Raw genomic sequence first — 21,602 nt, forward strand, 5'->3', positions numbered from 1 at the left:
TTTATTAGTACAAACTCATTTTCAAAACCACTCTATATTTTGTATATTGTTGTTCAATTTTAACTCAACTAATAATATAGAAATATGGCATTTGACATTGAAATGATCAAAGGTGTTTACACCACAATGGGAGAGCGAGTAAATAAGGCTCGAGAGATTGTAGGGAAACCATTAACATTATCTGAAAAAATATTATATTCTCATCTTTGGGATGGTACTCCAAACAAGGCATTTCAGAGAGGAAAAGATTATGTGGATTTCGCTCCCGATAGAATTGCTTGTCAAGATGCTACCGCGCAAATGGCATTGCTACAATTCATGCAAGCTGGAAAAAGTAAAGTTGCTGTGCCTACAACGGTACATTGCGATCACCTTATTCAAGCTAAAGATGGCGCTGTTGCCGATTTAAAAAATGCAAACTCGGTAAGTAGTGAAGTTTTTAATTTCTTAGAATCCGTTTCAAATAAATACGGTATTGGCTTCTGGAAACCAGGTGCTGGTATTATTCACCAAGTGGTATTAGAAAATTATGCATTTCCAGGAGGTATGATGATTGGTACCGATTCGCATACCGTAAATGCTGGAGGACTAGGTATGGTTGCCATTGGTGTTGGTGGAGCAGATGCAGTAGATGTTATGGCGGGAATGGCTTGGGAATTAAAATTCCCTAAACTGATTGGTGTTAAGTTAACCGGAAAATTATCGGGTTGGACAGCGCCTAAAGATGTCATTTTAAAAGTGGCCGAAATTCTAACCGTAAAAGGAGGAACAGGAGCAATTGTTGAATATTTCGGACCAGGAGCAATAGCCATGTCTTGTACAGGTAAAGGAACTATTTGTAATATGGGCGCCGAAATTGGAGCAACCACATCTACATTTGGTTACGACGAATCTATGGAACGTTATTTACGAGCTACTGAAAGAGCCGATGTTGCCGACGCTGCTAATAAAGTAAAAGAGCACTTAACTGCGGATGCCGAGGTTTATGCAAACCCTGAACAATATTTCGATCAGGTTATTGAAATTAATTTATCAGAATTAGGACCATTGCTAAACGGACCATTTACTCCAGATTTATCAACCACAGTTGGTAAAGCCATGACCGAAAAGGCAAAAGCTAACGATTGGCCAATAAAAGTAGAATGGGGATTAATAGGTTCTTGTACCAACTCATCGTACGAAGATTTATCAAGAGCCTCATCCATAGCGCAACAAGCTATAGATAAAGGTTTAAAAATGAAAGCTGAACTCGGAATCAATCCTGGTTCAGAGCAAGTACGATACACCGCAGAACGCGATGGTATTTTGGGTATTTTCGAAAATCTAGATGCTAAAATATTCACCAACGCTTGCGGGCCATGTATTGGGCAATGGGCCAGATATTCAGACCCTAAAAACGCACCAAAAAACAGTATTGTTCATTCGTTTAATAGAAATTTTGCTAAGCGTGCCGATGGCAATCCAAACACACACGCGTTTGTAGCATCTCCAGAAATAACAGCAGCCATAGCTATTTCAGGTCGTTTAGATTTTAATCCATTAACCGATAAATTAATAAATGAAAATGGCGAAGAGGTGATGTTCGACGAGCCAACAGGATGGGAATTACCACCAAAAGGTTTCGCTGTAGATGATAACGGATATTTAGCGCCAGAAGCCGATGGGAGTCATGTTCAAGTTTCGGTAAAAGACGATTCTGAGCGTTTACAACTCTTAACACCTTTCGAGCCTATTGGCGATTCCATTACAGGTGCCAAACTATTAATAAAAGCCTTTGGAAAATGTACTACCGACCATATTTCTATGGCAGGACCTTGGTTACGTTTCCGTGGGCATTTAGATAATATTGCAAACAACACCTTAATTGGAGCCGTAAATGCTTTCAACAAAAAAACCAACTTCGTTAAAAACCAATTAACTGGCGATTATGGCGGTGTGCCAGATGTACAGCGCGAATACAAAAAAGCAGGCATAAAAACCATTGTTGTTGGCGATCATAATTACGGCGAGGGCTCTTCAAGAGAGCATGCGGCAATGCAACCACGTCATTTAGGTGTTGCGGCAGTAATTGTAAAATCGTTTGCCAGAATTCACGAAACGAACCTTAAAAAACAAGGTATGTTGGGGTTAACCTTTGCTAATGAAGCCGATTACGATTTAATTCAAGAAGACGATACTTTCAACTTCCTAGATTTAAACGCCTTTGCTCCAGGTAAGCAACTCACACTCGAAGTGGTGCACACCAACGGAACAAAAGATACCATCAAATTAAATCACACTTATAACGATGCGCAAATTGCATGGTATAACGAAGGTTCGGCGCTTAATTTAATTAAGAAGCAAAACGCTTAAATTTCAAGCATATATATTTTAAAATCCAGCTTAATAGCTGGATTTTTTTGTTTATGATAATGATACTTCAAGTCATTTCGATGTTTATCGGAATTGTACCGATAAGTTGGGCGTTACCTATACCCTGAATTCAGTTCAGGGCATAGGTCGGGCTTTTCGTTATATCTTTTTAAAAACGCCATAGCGAAGAGCGAGCGACGTGGCTAGCTTTTTATTTATAATGTCAAAGCTAGTTTATTACTAACCATTTTTTAAAAAGGATGCCACTGCAATCCCTAACGCAATTATTTGCTAGCTGATGTTTTAAACTGAAAGTAGTATTGTTTTTGGAGAGTTCGTTTAACGTGTTTGTATATGGTTTGTTGCATGGTTAAACATATATTTTAGTAAAAAAAACCGAATAGAAAATCCGCGAGGATTTTCGTAAGCAAGCACAAACCAAGCAACTAATTTTATAAGATGTTATGTGTTGTTATTTTAGAATAGAGAATATCCAAATATTATTGATAATGTTTTAGAATCCACATTTATATCATTACCTAATCTTCTAGGTGATTGATGCCTTAACTCTATGCTGTATTTATCATTATACTTATAACCTAAACCATAAGCCATATATATTGTTGTAAGGTTCGTTGATTCATTTATTCTTAAATCATAAATTAAAGAAGTATTAATAAAAAATTTAGAATTATCATTTAAAAAGAAGTAATATCTTACACCAGCATTGCATTCAATAGTACTATAATTAATTACATCTTCTAAACCACCATTAGTTGATTTTTCTACTGTAAAACTTGTATAAATTGGTTCAACGATAAATGACCATTTATTTTTATTAAAAGGAAGAATAAATTCTGCTTCTAGCCCAAAACCAAAATCTAGTGAGTTTTTAATAGTAGAATTACTAAAATTAGATTCAAATGAAGAGATATTTAATCGAGGCCTTATATTCAAATTAAATAAATCTTTTTTTTGCTTTTCTTCAAAGTTGATATATTTTTCATTATTACAGCCGTTATATGCTACAAAAAAATTGACCAAATCTGATTTTCTATACTTTAATTTTTCTACTCTGTTCTTTTTTATGTCAGAGCATTTCAAATCATCCCATAGCTGGTTTCTAAATCTATTATTTGTGCCAATTTTATATTCAGGAGTTATATAACTTTTAAATATTAATTGCTCAATATTAGATTTATCGATGCTGTAAAAATACCTTATTAAACCAATGTCAACGTAAGTATACAACGTAGATTTTCCTTCAACTAATACTTTTAAAAAGAGTTCTTCTTCTTGAAACGTAGGTCCTCTTTCATTATCTAATTCATCAACTTTATTACTAGACCTATCAATTTTTACGGAGCTTCTCACATATTTTAAAGCGTTAGGAATCCCAAATTCTTTAACCGATTTTATTGAATTTTCCTTCAATTCGCTATTTTCTGATAGTTTATATTTGAATTCTGTTGGATTTTTTTCCCAATCAAGATTTTTAATTAAACAATTAATTTTTTGATTATTATTATCAATGTAATATCCATTTTCAAAAGAAATTTGAGAGTAGCAATTAAAACTTAAAATTGTGGTTAAAAGAAATAGTAGTTTTATTTTCATCATTATTTTAATTTATTAATATTTACATTGTTAAGTTTTAATAACACATAACTAAGTCGGATATCAAACGTTTAAATGTTTTATATCCAACGTTAAACGAAATTAGTCCATTTTTCTGACAAAATCAAGCAATTATTTTGGATTAATAATGCTATGTCAACATCATCAAAATTGTATTTTTACAAAAACTTCAAAAATGAATTCTAGAGCAGACCAACTGAAAGCCTTTGATAGACTTCTTACCATAATGGACGAGTTACGCGAGCAATGTCCGTGGGATAAAAAGCAAACCATGGAAACCTTACGCCACTTAACTATTGAAGAAACTTACGAACTTGGTGATGCCATTCTGGATAACGATTTAAATGAAGTAAAAAAGGAATTAGGCGATGTTTTGTTACACATTGTGTTTTACTCTAAAATAGGCAGCGAAACGAAAGATTTTGATATCGCAGATGTATGCAATAGTATTTGCGAAAAACTAATAAGCAGACATCCTCATATTTATAGTGACGTAAAAGTAGACAATGAAGACGATGTAAAACGCAATTGGGAAAACCTAAAACTTAAAGAAGGCAAAACAAGTGTTTTAGAGGGTGTTCCAAAAAGTTTACCTGCGCTTGTTAAGGCTAATAGAATTCAAGAAAAAGTTGCTGGTGTAGGTTTTGATTGGGAAGCGCCGCATCAAGTTTGGGAAAAAGTAGAGGAGGAGCTTAACGAATTTAAAACCGAAGTACAAGCTGGAAACCAAGATAAAATAGAAAGCGAATTTGGCGATGTTATGTTCTCTATGGTTAACTACGCACGATTTCTAAAAATAAATCCAGAAAATGCTTTGGAACGAACAAATAAAAAATTCTCTAAACGTTTTCAGTATCTAGAAGAAAAAGCCAAAAAATTAAACAAACCTCTAAAAGATATGACACTTGCTGAAATGGATGTTTTTTGGGAAGAAGCAAAGCGATTGCCAAAATAGAGCATTGGAAAATCTGTGATTTTCAAATACAAATCATTGGGAAGAAGCAAAGCGATTGCCAAAATAAGGAATTAGAAAATCTGTGATTTTCAAATACAAAATTTGGGAAGAAGCAAAGCGATTGCCAAAATAAGGAATTAGAAAATCTGTGATTTTCAAATATAAAATTTGGGAGGAAGCAAAAAAGCTTTAATATAAATCTTTTATTTTTCGAAGTTTTGCTTTTAGCAATACCAAATCGTCTTTATGTTTTTTAATGTTGGTATGTACTTCTTTTACTAAAGGATTGTCATCATCAACATTGGTAAAAAATTGTAAATTATTCTCTAGTTGATTGATTTGACCTTTGACTTCATCAATCTTTTTACGAATATAAATGCGTTCGTTATCTAAATGCTTTGAGTTTTCCGAATCATTAAGACTATCCAATTTATTTTCATACTTAATCAATTCGGCTTCTTTTTTATCAACCTTCAATGAAGACAACAAACTATCAATCGTTTTCTGAAATTTACCTTCAATATAACGTTTGTCATTAGGCACTCTACCTAGGGATTGCCATTCTTTAATTTGCTCTTTAATAGTTTCAACGCCTTTTTCTTTATCTTTTGGAAGCTTCAAATCACTTAAGCCTTTTAAAAGCTCATTCTTTTTATTGTAAGCATCAACTTGTTCTTGGCTTGCAGCGTTTCTTTTGGCATGTATTCTATCAAAATAATAATTACAGGCTGCTTTAAAACGTTTCCAGATTTTGTCGCTGTCTTTTCTAGGAACATGCCCAATTTTTTTCCAATCGCTTTGAATTTTTTTCATCAATGGCGTTACGGTTTCAAAATCTTCACTTTCCTTATTGTCTTCAGCAATTTTTATTAAATCTAGTTTTAGTTGTAGGTTATTGTATTGCTCTTTTTTAAGATCTTTATAAAAAGCATTTTTCTTTCTATTAAACGTTCTTACCGCATCTTTAAATTTTGCCCACGTTTCTTCATTCACCTTAATAGGAACTTTACCTGCATTAAAAAAGGCTTCTCTAAGGACTTCAATTTCTTTGATTTTTTTCTGCCAGCCACCATGACTTTTACTTTCTTGTTCTGAAACTTCCTTGATTTTAGAAATTATTTCTAATTTGTTTTCTAGATTTTTCTCGTAAACCTTATCTATTTCCTTGTAATAAAGCTGGCGTTTATCATTAATCGTTTTGGTAGCTACTTTAAAACGCTCCCAAATTTCCTCACGATGTTCCCTAGCTACAGGCCCTAACTCTTCTTTCCACATTTTATGAAGCTCTTGCAGTTCTCTAAAGGCGCGCATAATATCGTCATCTTTAGCGAGTTCTTCGGCACGTTCAATAATGAGTAATTTCTTTTCTAAATTGTGCTTAAAGTCTAAATCGCGTAGGTCTCGATTGATGTGTAAAAAATCGTAGAATCGTTCTACATGGTGGTGATAACTATTCCATGCATTATTATACTTATCTCGAGGAATTGGTCCCGTGTTTCTCCAACGTTCTTGTAATTCTTTGAAGTGTTTATAAGTAGTGTTTATGTTTTCTTCAACATTTATCAAGCCTTTTAACTCCTCAATAATTTCAAGCTTATCTTGTAAGTTTTGCTTTAAATTCTTTTCTAAACTTTGGTAGTGCTCATGCACTTTTTTTCGGTAAGTATTGTAAGCTTCTTTGTATCGTTTTTGAACTGGAGAACTGTAATAGAAGTCGATTTCGTTGCCACCATTATTAATAAAATCTTCCTTCTTTTCTTCTATTAAAGCTTGAAACTTGGTTTTAAATTCAGAATTAATATTTTCAACATGAGATTTTATAGCTTGAACTTTCTCATTTTTTATAAGCTTTTCTAATTCGATAGCCAAAGCTTCTAACGACATGGTATCGTATGCCTTTACCTCAATAGTATGTCGATCTTTATTACCTTCATCTTCGGCGTCTTCGGCATTCGATTCTTCAATTTCATTTAAAACTTCGTCATGGTCAGCATCTGTCTCAGCATTCTCAGTTTGGTCTTCAGTGATAGTTTGATCTGTTTGAGTAGATGTTTCTGGAGTTTCGGCCTCAACAGCAGATGTAGCTTCAACTTCTTGATTATTGATTAAATTTTGGTCTTCAGAATTCTGTTCTGTAGTTCCTTCTACTTCGTTAGATTTTTTAATATCAGACATTTTAAAAATGTTAAGGTTCGTCAATAATGGTTTCGACATTAAAGATACTAACAAGTAAAGTATTTACAAAGTACTATAAGATTTAATTATATTTTAGAAGTTCTTATTTTATATTCCAAATAGACCAAGATTTTTCGGCTTGTAGTTTTAGCATATTCAATCCGTTAACAATAGTGGCTTGGTTTTGTTTCCCTAATTTTAAAAACTTTGTTTCGTCTGGATTGTAAATTAAATCGAAGAGAATGTGATTTTTTGTTATGGCTTGATACGGAATTTTTGGACATACATCTATATCTGGAAACGTGCCTAAAGGCGTACAATTTACTATAATTTGATGATTTGCAATATCGCTTTCTGTTAAAGTATCATAAGTAAAATCAATACCTTCTTTTAATTTTCTGGATACGTAATGATAGGAGATTCCCATTTCATACAACGAAAACGCAATGGCTTTACTTGCACCGCCAGTACCTAAAATTAATGCGTTTTTATGATGCTTTTTAACAAAAGGTTTCAGCGTGTTTTTAAAACCGTAGCAATCTGTATTATAGCCTTTTAATTTTCCTTTTTTAGTTACCTTAATGGTGTTAACTGCACCAATGGTTTTGGCCTTTTTATTGATTTTGTCTAAGTAAGGAATAACTTGTTCTTTGTACGGAATAGTAACGTTTAGCCCTTTTAAACCCTTAGTGTTTTTAATTATTAAAGGAAATAATTCGATACTTTCAATATCGAAATTTTCATAAGTAATATCGTTAATGTTTTCATTCTCAAATTTCTTTTTAAAGTATGTTTTTGAAAAAGAATAGGATATATTTTTACCTAACAAGCCTAATTTGTTCATTTTATTCTTCTTGTTTTTTGTCCGTACCATTCTAACGCTAAAACTATTAAAACTCCTAGAATTATAAAAGCAATGGCGTAATACGTTTCAGTATTTAATTCTGGTTTGAAACGTTGATAATTTTCAATTATTTTTTCTCCTGTTGAATCTAATAGGAAATTACCAGATTCGTCGATTTTGTAAATAGTTTTTTTCCATGGCCACACAACACCTAAAGACCCTATAATAAAACCAATAATCGCTGAAAGTGTAATACTTTTATAATGCTTTAAAATATAGCTTAAAACATGCGAAAATGTAACCAAGCCTGTAACCGAACCTAAAGTGAAAACGATAAGTACTTTAAGCATTCTAAGTCGTTCGTGGTTATCTATAAAACTTAAATCGCCACGAATAATATCTGACATTGTATCGTACAATGCATTTACAGAATCGACCAACAGCAACACGTAGTTTCCTAGTAAAATTAGAATAAAAGACCCTGAAAATCCAGGTAAAGTCATACCAGAAACACTAATAATGCCACAGAAAAAAACAAACCAAAGGTTATCGTTTTCTTTCGCGGGGTTTAAAAAACTTATACTCACACCAAGAATAATTCCTAATGCGAGCGAGGTGTAAGTTTTATAATTCCAGTCTTTAAAATCTTTGTTAATATAATAAATGGAGCCAATAATCATTCCGAAAAACACACTCCAAATATAGAGTTCGTAGTGTTTTATAAGATAATCTAAAACTTTAGAAACACTAAAGTAACTTACAATCATGCCGAAGAATAATAAGCCTAAAAACCTGCCATTGATATATCTGTAAAAACTCTTAAAGCGACCATTAAATAGTAATTTAAACGCTTTTTTATTTACTTTTCTTAATGAATAAATAAATTCTTCGTAAAACCCAGCAACAAAAGCAACTACACCACCAGAAACTCCGGGTACTTTATTAGCAGCACCCATGCCTAATCCTTTTAAGATTAGAAACAACTTATCTGTGAGTGTTCTGGTGCTTTCCATTACGCTTGTTTTGACCCAACTCTTTCAAGAATAAAAATAGTTAAGAATCCTAAAATCATTAGAATTATGGAAAATATAAAATGATTATCACCTTGAAAAGAAAAAGGAGAAATACTTTCTTGTAATAAAGGCGATTGAATACCTTTTGCGTTGGTATGCCATGTTAGTGTGTTTTTCCAAGGCCAAACTTTATTTAATGACCCAAAAATAAACCCAGTTAACAAAGCGAGCGTCGTGTTATGATAATTTTTAAAGAGCCATTTTAATACGTGACTAAAGCTAAGCAGTCCAACTACAGCTCCAGAAACAAATATGATAAGTTTTTTAATATTGATGTCATGTATTGCATGACTAAGTGTTTTATATGCTCCTAATATAATGAGTATAAATGAGCCTGAGATTCCAGGCAAAATCATAGCACAAATAGCTATGGCTCCGGCTAGAAATAAAAACCAAGGATTGTCATTAGCATCCGAGGCTGGGAGTTTACTTATATAAAAAGCAATGCCTGCACCAATTATTAATGCCAGTATGGTAACTAAATTCCATTTTGTTATCTGTTTGCCAACGAAATAAATACTAGCTACAATTAATCCAAAAAAGAAGGACCAAATTAAAATAGGATGGTATTCTAAAAGATATTTGGCCAATTTCATGAATGACACAAAGCTGATGATTATACCTGACAAAAGAGCCAATAAAAAATTCCCATTTAATTCTTGCCAAAAAGTTTTGAAACCAGATTTAAAAAGGGTTTTAAAAAGCGATCCTTTAATATTGCTTATGGTAGATATAAGTTCTTCATAAATTCCGGAAATGAAAGCTATTGTACCGCCGGAAACCCCAGGAACTGCATCTGCTGCTCCCATGGCTAATCCTTTAAATGAAATAATTAAATATTCCTTAAGGTTTCTTTGCATAATTTTGATTTAATAGAAATCCAAAGGTATACAATTGGAGACTAAAAAAAAACTTGTTGATGTAAGTTGAGAAAGCTTACTTGTAGATTTTCTTGAGTATATTTTTTACAATTGGTTGATTCGTAAGATTGGGAAAAAGTTCATCAATTATAAACGCATAATCTTCGTTATTTTTTAGCCCGTTTTTTAAATGAAAAGTTCCTTTATCGATTTCTTTCAGTGTAAAAAATATTCCTGCTAGTCTAAATTCAATTTCAGCATTGTCGGGATAAAAAACAACTGCTTGTTCAAAATTAAATACAGCAGCCTCAGGCTCTCCTAGTTTTATTAATAAATCGCCGCGGGATAACCAAGTGTTTAACTCGAAGTTCCCTAATTCTATCGTTTTTTTGTAACCGCGTTCAGCTTCTTCGTAAAATTTTAATCTTTGATTTATTTGAGAATAAAGCTTCCAATATAACACGTTTTCAGAGTCTATATTTATGGCCTTATTAATGTAGAATAATGCTTTTTGATGATTTCCTCTTTTATTGTAAAACTTGGTAATTGCAATCCAACCTTTATCTAATAAAGGATCTTCATGTACCGTTCTATCATAATATTGAAGGGCCAAATCTTCATTTCCTAACTTTTCGTAACAATTACCAATTCGCAACAATGCAAAGGAAGTTGGTTCATCTAATTTTAAAGTGATGGTATAGTTTTCAATGGCATCTTCAAAGCATTTTAGTTTTTCTAAAACCTTGCCACGTTCTATATATGCGCCAACAAAAGTGTCATCAGAAATAATAGCAAAATCAAAAGCTGTTAATGCTTTTTTATAGTCTTTTAAGGTGTAGTATTGTTTCCCTAATTGATGCCATGCCACTTCGCAATATGGATTTTTGTCTAAAAATTCATTTAAAAATGAAATGGCTTCTTCGTTTTGATTTAAAAATTCGAAACAATAAATGACATTGTAAAGTGCTGAGTAATCATTCATATCAGCCTCTAAGCATTTCATGAAAAATGTTTTCGCATTTTCAAACTGATCAAGAAACAAATATTCCATTCCAATTAAGGAATATAAATCAATAACATCATCAGTGAGTTCTAATGCTTGTTTTAGCACTTCAATAGCTTGCTCATGATCATCTTTTTTAGAGAAAATATTTGCTTTTTGAATGTAGATTTCTTCATTGGTTGGATCTATAGCATATAATTCACTTAAAAGTTTATCCGCCTCAATTAGCTTGTTTTCGAAGACAAAAATCTCTACTCTAAACAATCTTAAATTTATAGAAGTTGGATGCTGATCTAGACCTAATTTAATAGCTTTTTTTGCTAATGCTATTTTACCTTGGTTTAAGTAATGATGAATAATGTTTTCAAATTCTTCAGAATCGAAGAACAAAACGTGGTTTGTTTTTAACATCGATTCAAACTTGGTAAGAGGCAAATTATTGTTGTCATCATGACTAAACTCCATAGGCACATTTGTAAGTTTCTTCACGAATAAAATTAACGTTCTATTTGTTTTTCTGTTGAAGAATGGTTAAATGTTTTTAACAAAGTAATCAACATTTAAAGCTTTGGTGAAGAATATCGCTGCTTCTGTTTGATTATCAATAAGTTGATGTGATTTTGTTAAGCGTGTAGTTCGTCTAAAACTTCCAAAATAATTTTACATCCTTTGGAAATTTCATCATTTGTTATGGTTAATGGTGGAGTTATTCTAACCGCTTTCGACTCAAAAAGGAGCCAAAAAAGTATTAAACCTCTATCTTGACATTTAAGAATTAATGCATTTGTTATTTCTGAAGACGTTAAAATTATGGCAAGCATAAGTCCTTTTCCTCTAATTTCTTTTATTAAAGGGTGCACCAATAGTTTTCGAAATAGCAGTTCCTTTTCAAGTGTATTTGGTATAATTTGACTTTCTGTGATTTCTTTTAAAGTTGCTAAAGCTGAAGCTGCAATAACGGGATGACCACCAAAGGTTGTAATATGCCCAAGTTTAGGTTGGTCTTGAAGTAAATCCATTAATTCACTTGACGCAGTAAACGCACCAATAGGCATACCGCCACCAAGTCCTTTACCAGTAACTAAAATATCTGGGACACAATTGTAGTTTTGAAATCCAAAAAGTTTGCCTGTTCTTCCTATACCTGGTTGAATTTCATCCAAAATAAGTAAGGCACCAACCTTTTTACATTGTTGTTGCACACGCTCTAAATAACCAGGAATAGGTTCAATAAATCCTGCTCCTCCCTGTATTGTTTCTAAAATGACGCAAGCCGTTTTATTGGTGATTTGCTTAATATCATCAAAAGAATTAAAGTTTATAAACTTAATATCTGGTAAAAGTGGTCTAAATGCTTGTTTTCGTTCTTCAAAACCCATAACGCTCATAGCTCCCATGGTGTTTCCATGATAAGCCTTATTAGCAGCTATTATTTCGCTTCTTCCTGTTGCTCGTTTAGCTAGCTTTAGAGCACCTTCTATGGCTTCTGTTCCAGAATTAGTTAAGTATGTTTTTTCTAGTGATTTTGGTAAATGTTTTGCTAATAATTTTGTGAGTTCAACTGCTGGTTTTTGAATGTATTCACCGTAAACCATGACATGCATATAGCTATCTAACTGTTTTTTAATCGCATCAACAACTTTTGGATGGTTATGACCTAAAGGACATGCAGAAACTCCAGCCACAAAATCTAAGTGTGGTTTATTATGGATATCATAAATGTAAGATCCTTTAGCATGAGATATCTCCGTGGCCAACGGATGGGGTGTGGTTTGCGCTTGATATTTTAAGAAATCAGACTTCATAACCTACTGTTTTTTCAGTATTGGTTTTTTAACAACAAGCTTTGCTTTTTCAGTTGATTTTGAACTCGAAGTCTTTATTAATTCAGCGCCCCATAGATAAACATTGTCGATCGTTTGAATATTACTAATCACACACCTTAATCCATTACCATCATTATCTTTTTCGGATTCAATCTCGTATTGCTCCCAGCTATCCGTTAATTCTATGTCAAGTGTTTCATAATTAGTATAGTCACTTCCTGCTTCTTGAAATCTAATCCTAATTGATCCAGATCCTTTCAGCCAAATAGAAAATTTAAAAACACCTTCCTTTTCGCTAACCACTTGTAAAATGTGTCCATCTTTATTGCCGGTACCAATTATGCTTACAGCATTATTTTTGCCATTTGGTGCGATTTCTTTATTATTTAAAACTTTCAAACCATTCTTATACCATTTGTTATTGTCAAATTCATTGGTATAAAGCAGCAGATTATTTTTCTCTGGAATTTTAAACTTATATATTTTTTTTGAAGCACTTAATCTGTCTTTAAGATCAATATTAAAAAACTGCTCTTGTGGAATATAATCGTCTAAGCCCTTAATCTTAGGTAATACTAAAGGAGGATCGTCCTTAAATAAATCTTCAACACTTCTAGGTCGTTCTTCTTCGCGCCAATCAAAACCTTTAAGTATTTTTTCATTTTCAGGAAATTGTGATTCGGGATATAAATTTCCGTCAATTTGATTGTACCTTGTGTATTCGTCTATATCTCCATTGTCGAATAAAATAGTAATACTTCCAGATTTAGATTTGTCAATTCCAATAAGTTCTTGCTTGTCATTTCGTGCGTAAAAAATAGATTCGGCATTTTTGGTAACATCAACTTGCTTTAATTGATTTTCATCATTAAAAAGTCCTACCAAGCGTTTGCCTGAAATTTGGTTGTATCCATTTTGGCTAATGGTGTCTTTACTTATAATGAAGGCATTTTCAAAAACTAAAAGCGAATCGATTTTTTCTGTTTCTTTGTTTGATAATAAGTGGATGGTATCTCCAGTCATTTGGCTTTCAATATTCCAGAGTATAGGTCTCCGTTTTACAGCAAACTTATCAGAAGATGCTCTGGTAGGAAGATTTATTAATTTTGTGATTCCTGTTTTTTGGTCGGAGTGGATTGAATCCGCTTTTCCGCTTAAATCTGTTTTAAAGATTTTAGCATTATAATAAGCTTTAATAATTCTCTCTTCTGGCTTACCAGTAACCATAATTTTATCGGCGTGTATGTAAACGGAATCTTGTTCTTGTAAAGTAATAGCCAATGCACGTTTTGTTATAAACAAGGAGTCTCTGTCTTTAAATACTTCGGCATAATGCCCTTTTACTATACTTTTATTAATAGTATCGGTTACTTTAATATTATTAGATGCAGAGGCAAAACTTGTATTGTTATCAAAGTATAAACTATCGCCTTCAATAATTCTGTTGTCGTAATCAATCCTTGCCTTTTTGAGGGCATAACCTACCTTGTTTTCAGTATCATAAAATCCTTTTTCGCAATAGGTTTTACTCGTTTCTGTGGTTATCGTTGACGGACCAAATAAATAGGCATAACCAGTATCAGAATAGAAATCAAAATAGTCTGAATTAATTGTAGATTCTTCACTAACCAAAACGACATCTTCAACAAATTGATATTTTTTCTGACTCATGAAATATCTACCAATTCTGCTAGTAATAGTCCCAGAGGAGTCTTTAACCACAGTACCTCCACTTTTATAAAAAGCTTCTTCTTTAGTTCTGTCAAAATAAAGTGTATCAGAAGAAATTGTTGAATTAGGGTCTTTTAATACCACACTACCACTGGCAAAGGCGAATTCGGTAATACCGCTATATTCAATATAATTAGAAGTCATATTAATGGTGTCACCTTGCTTTAAAATAACGTTTCCGTAAGCTTCAATAAAATTTTCTTTACTATAATGAATAGCTTTATCACACCATAAATTGGTTCCACTATGTTCTATATGAACTTGTTCTGCATCATCTCTGGTTAATATTTTGGCTCCAGGATAGTTTTCTTCATCTATAGTTAATTTACCCGCATATTCAATTTGAATTTGCTTTTTAGATTGTGCATTTAAAAGACTATTGAATGCAACAAATGATAAAATTAAAAGTATGGTTTTTAGCTTGTTCAAAATCACAAATGTTTGTCGCAAAAATAACGATTATTATAATGGATAATTGTTTTGAAACAAAAAACGCTCCAAAATGTTTTGGAGCGTTTGTTTATGATATATTTTAATTGGAATTATTTCCTGAAAATAGTCTGCTTTCTATCAGGACCTACAGAAACTATTGTAATAGGAATTTCCAGTTCTTTTTCAAGAAATGCTATATAGTCATTTAGTGCTTTTGGCATTTGTGAAGCTTCAGACATTTCTGTTAAATCTTCATTCCATCCACTAAAATCTGTATATATAGGTTCCACATTTTCTGGTTCTATATTATAAGGTAAATGTTCGATTACCTTTCCTTTATATTTATAAGAAGTACAAACCTTTAATGTTTTAAACCCTGAAAGCACATCACCTTTCATCATCATCAATTGTGTTACCCCGTTTACCTGACAAGCATATTTTAAGGCTACTAAATCTAACCAACCGCAACGTCTTGGTCTACCTGTAGTAGCACCAAATTCGTTACCTACTTTGGCCATAGTTGCACCGTCTTCATCAAACAACTCGGTAGGAAATGGGCCAGAACCAACTCGTGTCGTATAGGCTTTAAATATGCCAAATACTTCTCCAATTTGGTTAGGAGCAACTCCTAAACCTGTACAAGCACCGGCAGCTGTAGTATTACTCGAAGTTACGAAAGGATAGGTTCCAAAATCGATATCTAACAAAGAGCCTTGTGCGCCTTCTGCTAAAATTGTTTTACCGCTTTTTTGAGCTTGGTAAATGTATTCTTCAGAATCAATAAAAGTTAAAGATTTTAAAACATCAACAGCTTTAAAAAATTCTTCTTCTAATTCTTTTAAGTTGTATTCTATTTCAACGTTGTAAAAAGCAATCATAGATTCATGCTTATCTGCAAGATTTCTATAACGCTCTTTCCAATCGCTTAATTCTAAATCGCCAACACGAATACCGTTTCTGCCCGTTTTATCCATGTATGTTGGACCAATTCCTTTTAAAGTAGAACCAATTTTAGCTTTACCTTTTGAGGCTTCACTTGCAGCATCTAGTAATCTGTGTGTTGGTAAAATGATGTGTGCTTTTCTAGAAATTAATAACGACTTTCTGTAATCAACATTTTGTTCTTCTAGTTTGTCTAGTTCGCCTTTAAAAATCACAGGATCAATAACCACACCGTTACCTACTAAATTAGTAGCATCATCGTGAAAAATTCCAGATGGAATGGTGTGTAAAACATGTTTTCGTCCGTTAAAAACTAAAGTGTGTCCTGCGTTTGGACCACCTTGAAAACGTGCAATGATATTGTAGTTTGAAGTTAATACGTCAACAATTTTTCCTTTGCCTTCGTCTCCCCATTGTAGTCCTAGTAGTAAATCTACTGCCATTGTAAAATATTAGTTATTAGTTGTTGATTTTCTATTTCCGTAGAAATAAAGTGAATGGTTATTAATTTCGATATCGAAAACTTCTTCGATAGTTTTTTTTATGGATTGAATTCTAGGATCGCAAAACTCAATGACTTCACCTGTATCTGTTAAAATAACATGATCGTGTTGTCTGTCAAAATAAGATTTTTCGTAATGTGCTTGGTTTTGTCCAAATTGATGTTTTCTTACCAATTTACATTCTAGAAGTAATTCTATGGTATTATAAAGCGTCGCACGAGAAACGCGATACTTTTTATTTTTCATATTTAGATATAGAGATTCTATATCAAAATGCTCAGTATTGTTGTAAATTTCTTGAAGTATGGCATATCTTTCGGGTGTTTTGCGGTGCCCGTTACTTTCTAAAAAGCTTGTAAATACGCTTTTTACAATTTCTTGATTTTTTGTATCTGCCTTTCCGTCCATAATTTCGTCGCAAATTTACACTTTTTTAGACTCTTGTAACCTTATCTATACCATTAATTTTTTTAAGTTTTTCTAAAAGCTTTCTAATTATGGTATTATTTTTTACAACCACATTAATTTTTCCTGAAAAAAGCCCGTCGTTACTTTCGAAGCTAATACTTTTCATATTTACGTGCATATTCTCAGAAATTATACTTGTAATATCATTTACTAACCCAATATGATCGATTCCTGAAACAACTATTTTAACCAAAAATTCTTGCTGTGATGAATCAATCCATTTAGCAGGCATAATACGATAGGCGTAGTTTGATTGTAAGCTTACCGCGTTAGGACAATTTTTTTTATGAACCTTAATACCTTCATTTACCGTTAAAAAACCAAAAACCTTATCTCCAGGAATTGGGTTGCAGCAATTTGCTAGTTTATAATCTAACTTTTCTTCATCCTTTCCAAATACTAACGAATCATATTTTAAGGTGATTTCTTGTTTTTCTAATTCTTCTTTAGAAATGGTATGCTTTCTAGAAATTTTATTTTTAAAAAAGCTCATTAATGCGTTGCTTCTAGAAGACGCATAATTTTTTAGCATGGTATTATCAATCGTGCCAACACCAATTCTGTAAAATAAATCTAAGCTTGTTTTTAGCTTGAAATAGTTAACCATTTCGTTGATGGTTTTCTCATCAAGCGGAACTTTTAATTGTTTTAGCTTTCTACGAAGAATCTCCTTCCCATCTTCACCAATTAGCTTTTTATTTTCTTTTAGTGCCGATTTAATTTTACTTCTGGCTCGGGCAGTTGTGGCGTAATCGAGCCAGTTAGGGTTGGGTTTTATATTTTCGGCCGTAATAATATCAACTTGGTCGCCACTTTTTAATTCGTGACTCAATGGCTCCAGTTTTCCATTAACTTTTGCACCACGTGTTTTCATGCCAACTTCCGTATGGATGTGAAATGCAAAATCTAAAGCTGTAGCACCTTTTGGAAGCGACTTTAAATCGCCCGCAGGCGTAAAAACAAATATTTCTTTAGAGTACAGGTTTAATTTAAATTCTTCTACAAAATCTACAGCGTTCATTTCGTGACTTTCTAGGGTTTCTTGTAGTCTGTTAATCCAAGTTTCTAAATTATCTTCTTTTTCGCTGCCTTGTTTGTATTTATAGTGTGCTGCATAGCCTTTTTCGGCAATTTCATGCATACGTTCGCTTCGTATTTGTACTTCAACCCATCTGCCTTTTGGTCCCATTACAGTTATATGTAGCGCTTCGTATCCGGTTGATTTAGGAGAAGAAATCCAATCGCGTAATCGAATAGGGTTAGGTCTAAAATGGTCTGTAACAATCGAATAGATTTTCCAAGCAATAAATTTTTCGTTATGTGGGTCTGAGTCGCATTTGTAAATAATTCGAATCGCAAACTTATCATAGACCTCATCAAAGGATACGCCTTGATCTATCATTTTCTTTTTAATTGAAAAAATGGATTTTGGCCGTCCTTTTATTTCATATCTCAAATTCTCTTTATCTAAAGAATTTTTAATAACCTCACTAAACTGAGCAATGTATTTATCTTGCTCTTCTTTGCTTTCTTTTATTTTATCTAAAATATCGTTGTATACATCTGGTTCGGTATATTTTAAACCTAAATCTTCCAGTTCGGTTTTGATATTATAAAGTCCAATTCTGTGTGCTAAAGGCGCATATATGTATAAGGTTTCTGAAGCAATTTTTTCTTGCTTATCAGGTCGCATAGAATCCATGGTTTGCATATTATGGAGTCTATCGGCAATTTTTATAATAATAACTCTGACATCATCATTAAGCGTTAAAAGCATTTTTCGAAAGTTCTCCGCTTGTAGAGAAACATCCATATCTTTCTCTTTGCTTAACGATGAAATTTTAGTAAGTCCATCAACAATAGTAGCAATAGTTTTCCCGAATTGTTTTTTAATATCTTCAATGCTATAATCGGGGTTGTCTTCAACTACATCATGAAGCAGTGCAGCAGCAATGGAAGTGGCATCAAGCCCAATTTCTTGAGCCACAATTTTAGCCACAGCAATGGGGTGGAAAATATAAGCTTCTCCAGATTTTCTTCTTTGGTTTTTATGGCCATCTAATGCAACTTCAAAAGCACTTCGGATAAGTTTTTTATCATCATCCGAAAGAGTCCTGTAACTTACTTGCAGGAGTTCTTTGTACGCTTTAGCAATGGCAGCATTTTCTTTTTCTATAGCTTCCTCAGTCATATTTTAAAAGTAACATAAAGAATATTAACAGCCAACATGAAATATATTTTTTTATAACTTATTTTCAGGTTTGATAGTATTTAAAAATTCAACAAGTTTTAGAATGGCTTTTCCGCGATGCCCAATGCTATTCTTAATACTAAGTTCCATTTCAGCAAAGGTGATATCAAAGCCATTGGGTTTAAAAATAGGGTCGTACCCAAAACCGTTTTCTCCCTGTTGATGATTGGTTATCTCACCTTTGCAGGTACCCGTAAATGATTTCAAAGTATCATTTAAATGTAATGCAATAACCGTTTTAAATTGAGCATTCCGGTTTTTAGTTTGAATTAAATTCTTCAGTACCTTATTTATATTGTCTTCAGCACTGCGCTGCTCTCCGGCATAACGTGCAGAAAACACTCCAGGAGCTCCATTTAGCGCTTCTATTTCTAATCCAGTATCATCAGCAAAACAATCAAAACCGTAGCATTCTTTTATATAATTTGCTTTTTGAATGGCATTACCCTCAATAGTGTTTTTGGTTTCTGGAATATCTTCAAAACACCCAATGTCTTTTAAACTTAATAGTTTAATTGTTGAGGGAATTAAAGCCTGTACTTCCTTTAACTTGTTTAGATTATTTGTGGCAAAAACGAGTTCCATGGCATTTAAATTTTTGGATTTCAAAAATACAACTAATTGAATTTAAATCTATAAAGGCTTATCCAAATTATGAATTATAAAAAATTACGTTTTTTATGATTTTAATCAATTTTGAATTATAAAAAATTAATTATATTTAGAATATATTAATATACAAAAGAGATTGATTATGACAGTAAATTTTCAGTACGTAGGAGTAGATGTTAGTGAAACCCTTTCGGCTTTTACAAAAGAGAAATTAGAAAAATTATTTAATAAATATGAGTTTTTAATAAGTGCCTCGGTACATTTTAAACAAGATGAAAAAAATCATACCGAAGGCAAAATATGCAGTATCGAACTAAGTTTGCCAGGACCCCGAATTTATGCCATTTCTAACGAACGAAATTATGAGGTTTCTGTAAGAGAAACAATTAAAGATTTAGAGCGTCAACTTAAAAAACGCAAGCAAGTTTATAAAACTTTTTAGTTTTACAAATAAAAGCAGTTAACGATGATGATAAGGTTCATTTTTTAATATTGTGAAACCTCTGTAAAGCTGCTCAATAAAAAATAAGCGAATCATTTGATGGGAAAATGTCATTTTTGATAGTGATATTTTTCCATTTGCTTTTTTGTAAATACTTTCAGAGAAACCATATGGACCACCAATTACGAACACCAATTGTTTAATTCCAGAATTCATGTGCTTTTGTAAATAAGAAGAAAATGATACAGAATCAAATTGTTTACCGTTTTCATCTAGTAAAATAACAACATCTGTTGTATTAATTTTGCCTAAGATTAATTCACCTTCTTTGTCCTTTTGTTGTGTTTCACTTAAATTTTTAGTGTTTTTAAGGTCTGGAATAATTTCCAATGAGAATTTTATGTAATGGCTTAAGCGCTTCATATAATTATCTATTAATTGTATAAGCTGCTTATTATCAGTCTTGCCAATGGCAATTAATTTTATCGTCATAAAGCAAAATTACTATTTAGAAATTATGAATAATGCATTTAAATAAGAAAAAAATTGAAAATTCGTAAAACTAATATTTAAATTAGTAAATCTATTTCTTATTTTTGTTGGCATTAACCAACTTTTTATTATGATTACACAAGAGCAGTTTGATACAGAAGTGAGGATGATTATTGAAAATGCCATTCGAGAAGATGTAGGCGATGGCGATCATAGTTCATTGGCCTGTATTCCGGAAAATGCTAGAGGAAAAGCTAAGATTTTAGTTAAAGATAAGGGCATAATTGGCGGTGTTAATTTTGCTAAAAAAGTATTAGCATATGTTGATAAAAATTTAAAGCTAGATGTTCGTATAGAAGACGGTACTGAGGTTACCTATGGTGATGTTGTTATGTATATCGAGGGGTCTTCACAATCAATTTTAAAGGCAGAACGTACCGTGTTAAACGCTATGCAGCGCATGAGTGCTATTGCAACTAAAACGAGATTGTTTGTAGATTTGGTTGAAGGCACAAAAACTAAAATCTTAGATACTAGAAAAACGACTCCAGGTATTCGTGTTTTAGAAAAATGGGCAGTTAAAATTGGCGGTGGAGAAAATCACAGATTTGCACTTTACGATATGATTATGCTAAAAGATAATCATATTGATTTTGCTGGTGGTATTACAAAAGCTATTGAAATGACTAAGCAATATTTAAATGAAACTGGTAAAAACCTGAAAATTATGGTTGAAGCCAGAGATTTAAGTGAAGTACAAGAAATCTTAAATAACGAAGGTGTCTATAGAATTTTATTAGATAATTTTGATTATGAAGATACTAGAAAAGCTGTTAAATTGATTGGTGATAAGTGTTTAACAGAATCTTCGGGTAATATAAATGAAACAACTATTAGACATTATGCCGAATGTGGAGTAAACTTTATTTCTTGTGGGGCATTAACGCACTCTGTGTATAACATGGACTTGAGTTTGAAAGCTATAAAATAAATTTAATAGCTT

General features: G+C 32.5%; 17 protein-coding genes. 4 read left to right on the top strand and 13 right to left on the bottom strand.

The window, feature by feature from the left end; genetic code table 11:
* Positions 1-84 precede the first annotated feature (84 nt).
* The gene (locus O5O44_RS07105) at positions 85-2,352 is read left to right on the top strand and encodes an aconitate hydratase (RefSeq protein WP_289196321.1); all 2,268 of its coding nucleotides are present in this window, start codon (positions 85-87) and stop codon (positions 2,350-2,352) included.
* A gap of 477 nt (positions 2,353-2,829) precedes the next feature.
* Here O5O44_RS07105 and O5O44_RS07110 read toward each other — a convergent pair whose 3' ends face one another.
* Positions 2,830-3,972, bottom strand: a complete 1,143-nt coding sequence (locus O5O44_RS07110) for a tRNA modification GTPase (protein ID WP_289196322.1) — start codon at positions 3,970-3,972, stop codon at positions 2,830-2,832.
* A 193-nt stretch (positions 3,973-4,165) separates the two neighbouring features.
* On the opposite strand from O5O44_RS07110, the gene mazG reads away from it, so the two are divergent.
* Complete coding sequence (mazG, locus tag O5O44_RS07115; RefSeq protein WP_019388322.1) at positions 4,166-4,945, top strand: nucleoside triphosphate pyrophosphohydrolase; 780 nt, start codon at positions 4,166-4,168, stop codon at positions 4,943-4,945.
* 189 nt (positions 4,946-5,134) lie between these two features.
* Here the strand turns inward: mazG and O5O44_RS07120 are convergent, their stop codons facing one another.
* The 11 genes from O5O44_RS07120 to O5O44_RS07170 all read right to left on the bottom strand — a co-directional run bounded on the left by O5O44_RS07120 (position 5,135) and on the right by O5O44_RS07170 (position 19,638).
* The gene (locus tag O5O44_RS07120; RefSeq protein ID WP_289196323.1) at positions 5,135-7,120 is read right to left on the bottom strand and encodes a DUF349 domain-containing protein; all 1,986 of its coding nucleotides are present in this window, start codon (positions 7,118-7,120) and stop codon (positions 5,135-5,137) included.
* Between the two features lie 103 nt (positions 7,121-7,223).
* Entirely contained in the window at positions 7,224-7,964 is a 741-nt protein-coding gene (locus O5O44_RS07125) for a shikimate dehydrogenase family protein (protein WP_289196324.1), read from the bottom strand.
* Positions 7,961-8,977 carry a DUF368 domain-containing protein gene (locus O5O44_RS07130; RefSeq protein WP_289196325.1) on the bottom strand — a complete coding sequence of 339 codons (1,017 nt, stop codon included), beginning with the start codon at positions 8,975-8,977 and terminating at the stop codon, positions 7,961-7,963. Before O5O44_RS07130 ends, O5O44_RS07125 begins: the two co-directional genes overlap by 4 nt.
* Positions 8,977-9,897, bottom strand: a complete 921-nt coding sequence (locus tag O5O44_RS07135) for a polyprenyl-phosphate transporter (protein ID WP_289196326.1) — start codon at positions 9,895-9,897, stop codon at positions 8,977-8,979. The genes O5O44_RS07130 and O5O44_RS07135 overlap by 1 nt, the downstream gene beginning before the upstream one ends.
* A 76-nt stretch (positions 9,898-9,973) precedes the next feature.
* Positions 9,974-11,365: a tetratricopeptide repeat protein gene (locus tag O5O44_RS07140; RefSeq protein WP_289196440.1), complete on the bottom strand. Its 1,392-nt coding sequence runs from the start codon at positions 11,363-11,365 to the stop codon at positions 9,974-9,976.
* Between the two features lie 158 nt (positions 11,366-11,523).
* Positions 11,524-12,705, bottom strand: coding sequence for an aspartate aminotransferase family protein (locus O5O44_RS07145; RefSeq protein ID WP_289196327.1), 1,182 nt, complete (start codon positions 12,703-12,705; stop codon positions 11,524-11,526).
* Between the two features lie 3 nt (positions 12,706-12,708).
* Positions 12,709-14,886 (bottom strand): OstA-like protein, encoded by a 2,178-nt coding sequence (locus tag O5O44_RS07150; protein ID WP_289196328.1) that lies wholly within the window; start codon positions 14,884-14,886, stop codon positions 12,709-12,711.
* 113 nt (positions 14,887-14,999) lie between these two features.
* Entirely contained in the window at positions 15,000-16,274 is a 1,275-nt protein-coding gene (locus tag O5O44_RS07155; protein ID WP_019388314.1) for an adenylosuccinate synthase, read from the bottom strand.
* 9 nt (positions 16,275-16,283) lie between these two features.
* On the bottom strand, positions 16,284-16,742 hold the full coding sequence (locus O5O44_RS07160; RefSeq protein ID WP_019388313.1) for a Fur family transcriptional regulator: 459 nt from the start codon (positions 16,740-16,742) through the stop codon (positions 16,284-16,286).
* Positions 16,743-16,767: 25 nt separating this feature from the next.
* Complete coding sequence (locus O5O44_RS07165; protein ID WP_289196329.1) at positions 16,768-18,993, bottom strand: RelA/SpoT family protein; 2,226 nt, start codon at positions 18,991-18,993, stop codon at positions 16,768-16,770.
* Positions 18,994-19,044: 51 nt separating this feature from the next.
* Complete coding sequence (locus tag O5O44_RS07170; RefSeq protein WP_289196330.1) at positions 19,045-19,638, bottom strand: non-canonical purine NTP diphosphatase; 594 nt, start codon at positions 19,636-19,638, stop codon at positions 19,045-19,047.
* A 169-nt stretch (positions 19,639-19,807) separates the two neighbouring features.
* Here O5O44_RS07170 and O5O44_RS07175 point away from each other — a divergent pair, with 169 nt between their 5' ends.
* Positions 19,808-20,107 (top strand): HPF/RaiA family ribosome-associated protein, encoded by a 300-nt coding sequence (locus O5O44_RS07175; protein WP_019388310.1) that lies wholly within the window; start codon positions 19,808-19,810, stop codon positions 20,105-20,107.
* 18 nt (positions 20,108-20,125) lie between these two features.
* On the opposite strand, the gene rlmH is transcribed toward O5O44_RS07175, so the two are convergent.
* The gene (gene rlmH / locus O5O44_RS07180) at positions 20,126-20,599 is read right to left on the bottom strand and encodes a 23S rRNA (pseudouridine(1915)-N(3))-methyltransferase RlmH (RefSeq protein WP_289196331.1); all 474 of its coding nucleotides are present in this window, start codon (positions 20,597-20,599) and stop codon (positions 20,126-20,128) included.
* Positions 20,600-20,729: 130 nt separating this feature from the next.
* Here rlmH and nadC point away from each other — a divergent pair, with 130 nt between their 5' ends.
* Positions 20,730-21,590 carry a carboxylating nicotinate-nucleotide diphosphorylase gene (gene nadC / locus O5O44_RS07185; RefSeq protein ID WP_019388308.1) on the top strand — a complete coding sequence of 287 codons (861 nt, stop codon included), beginning with the start codon at positions 20,730-20,732 and terminating at the stop codon, positions 21,588-21,590.
* The last annotated feature ends 12 nt before the right edge of the window (positions 21,591-21,602 follow it).

Origin of the sequence: Algibacter luteus (assembly GCF_030344935.1) — a bacterium.
Taxonomy (GTDB): Bacteria; Bacteroidota; Bacteroidia; order Flavobacteriales; family Flavobacteriaceae; genus Arenitalea; species Arenitalea lutea.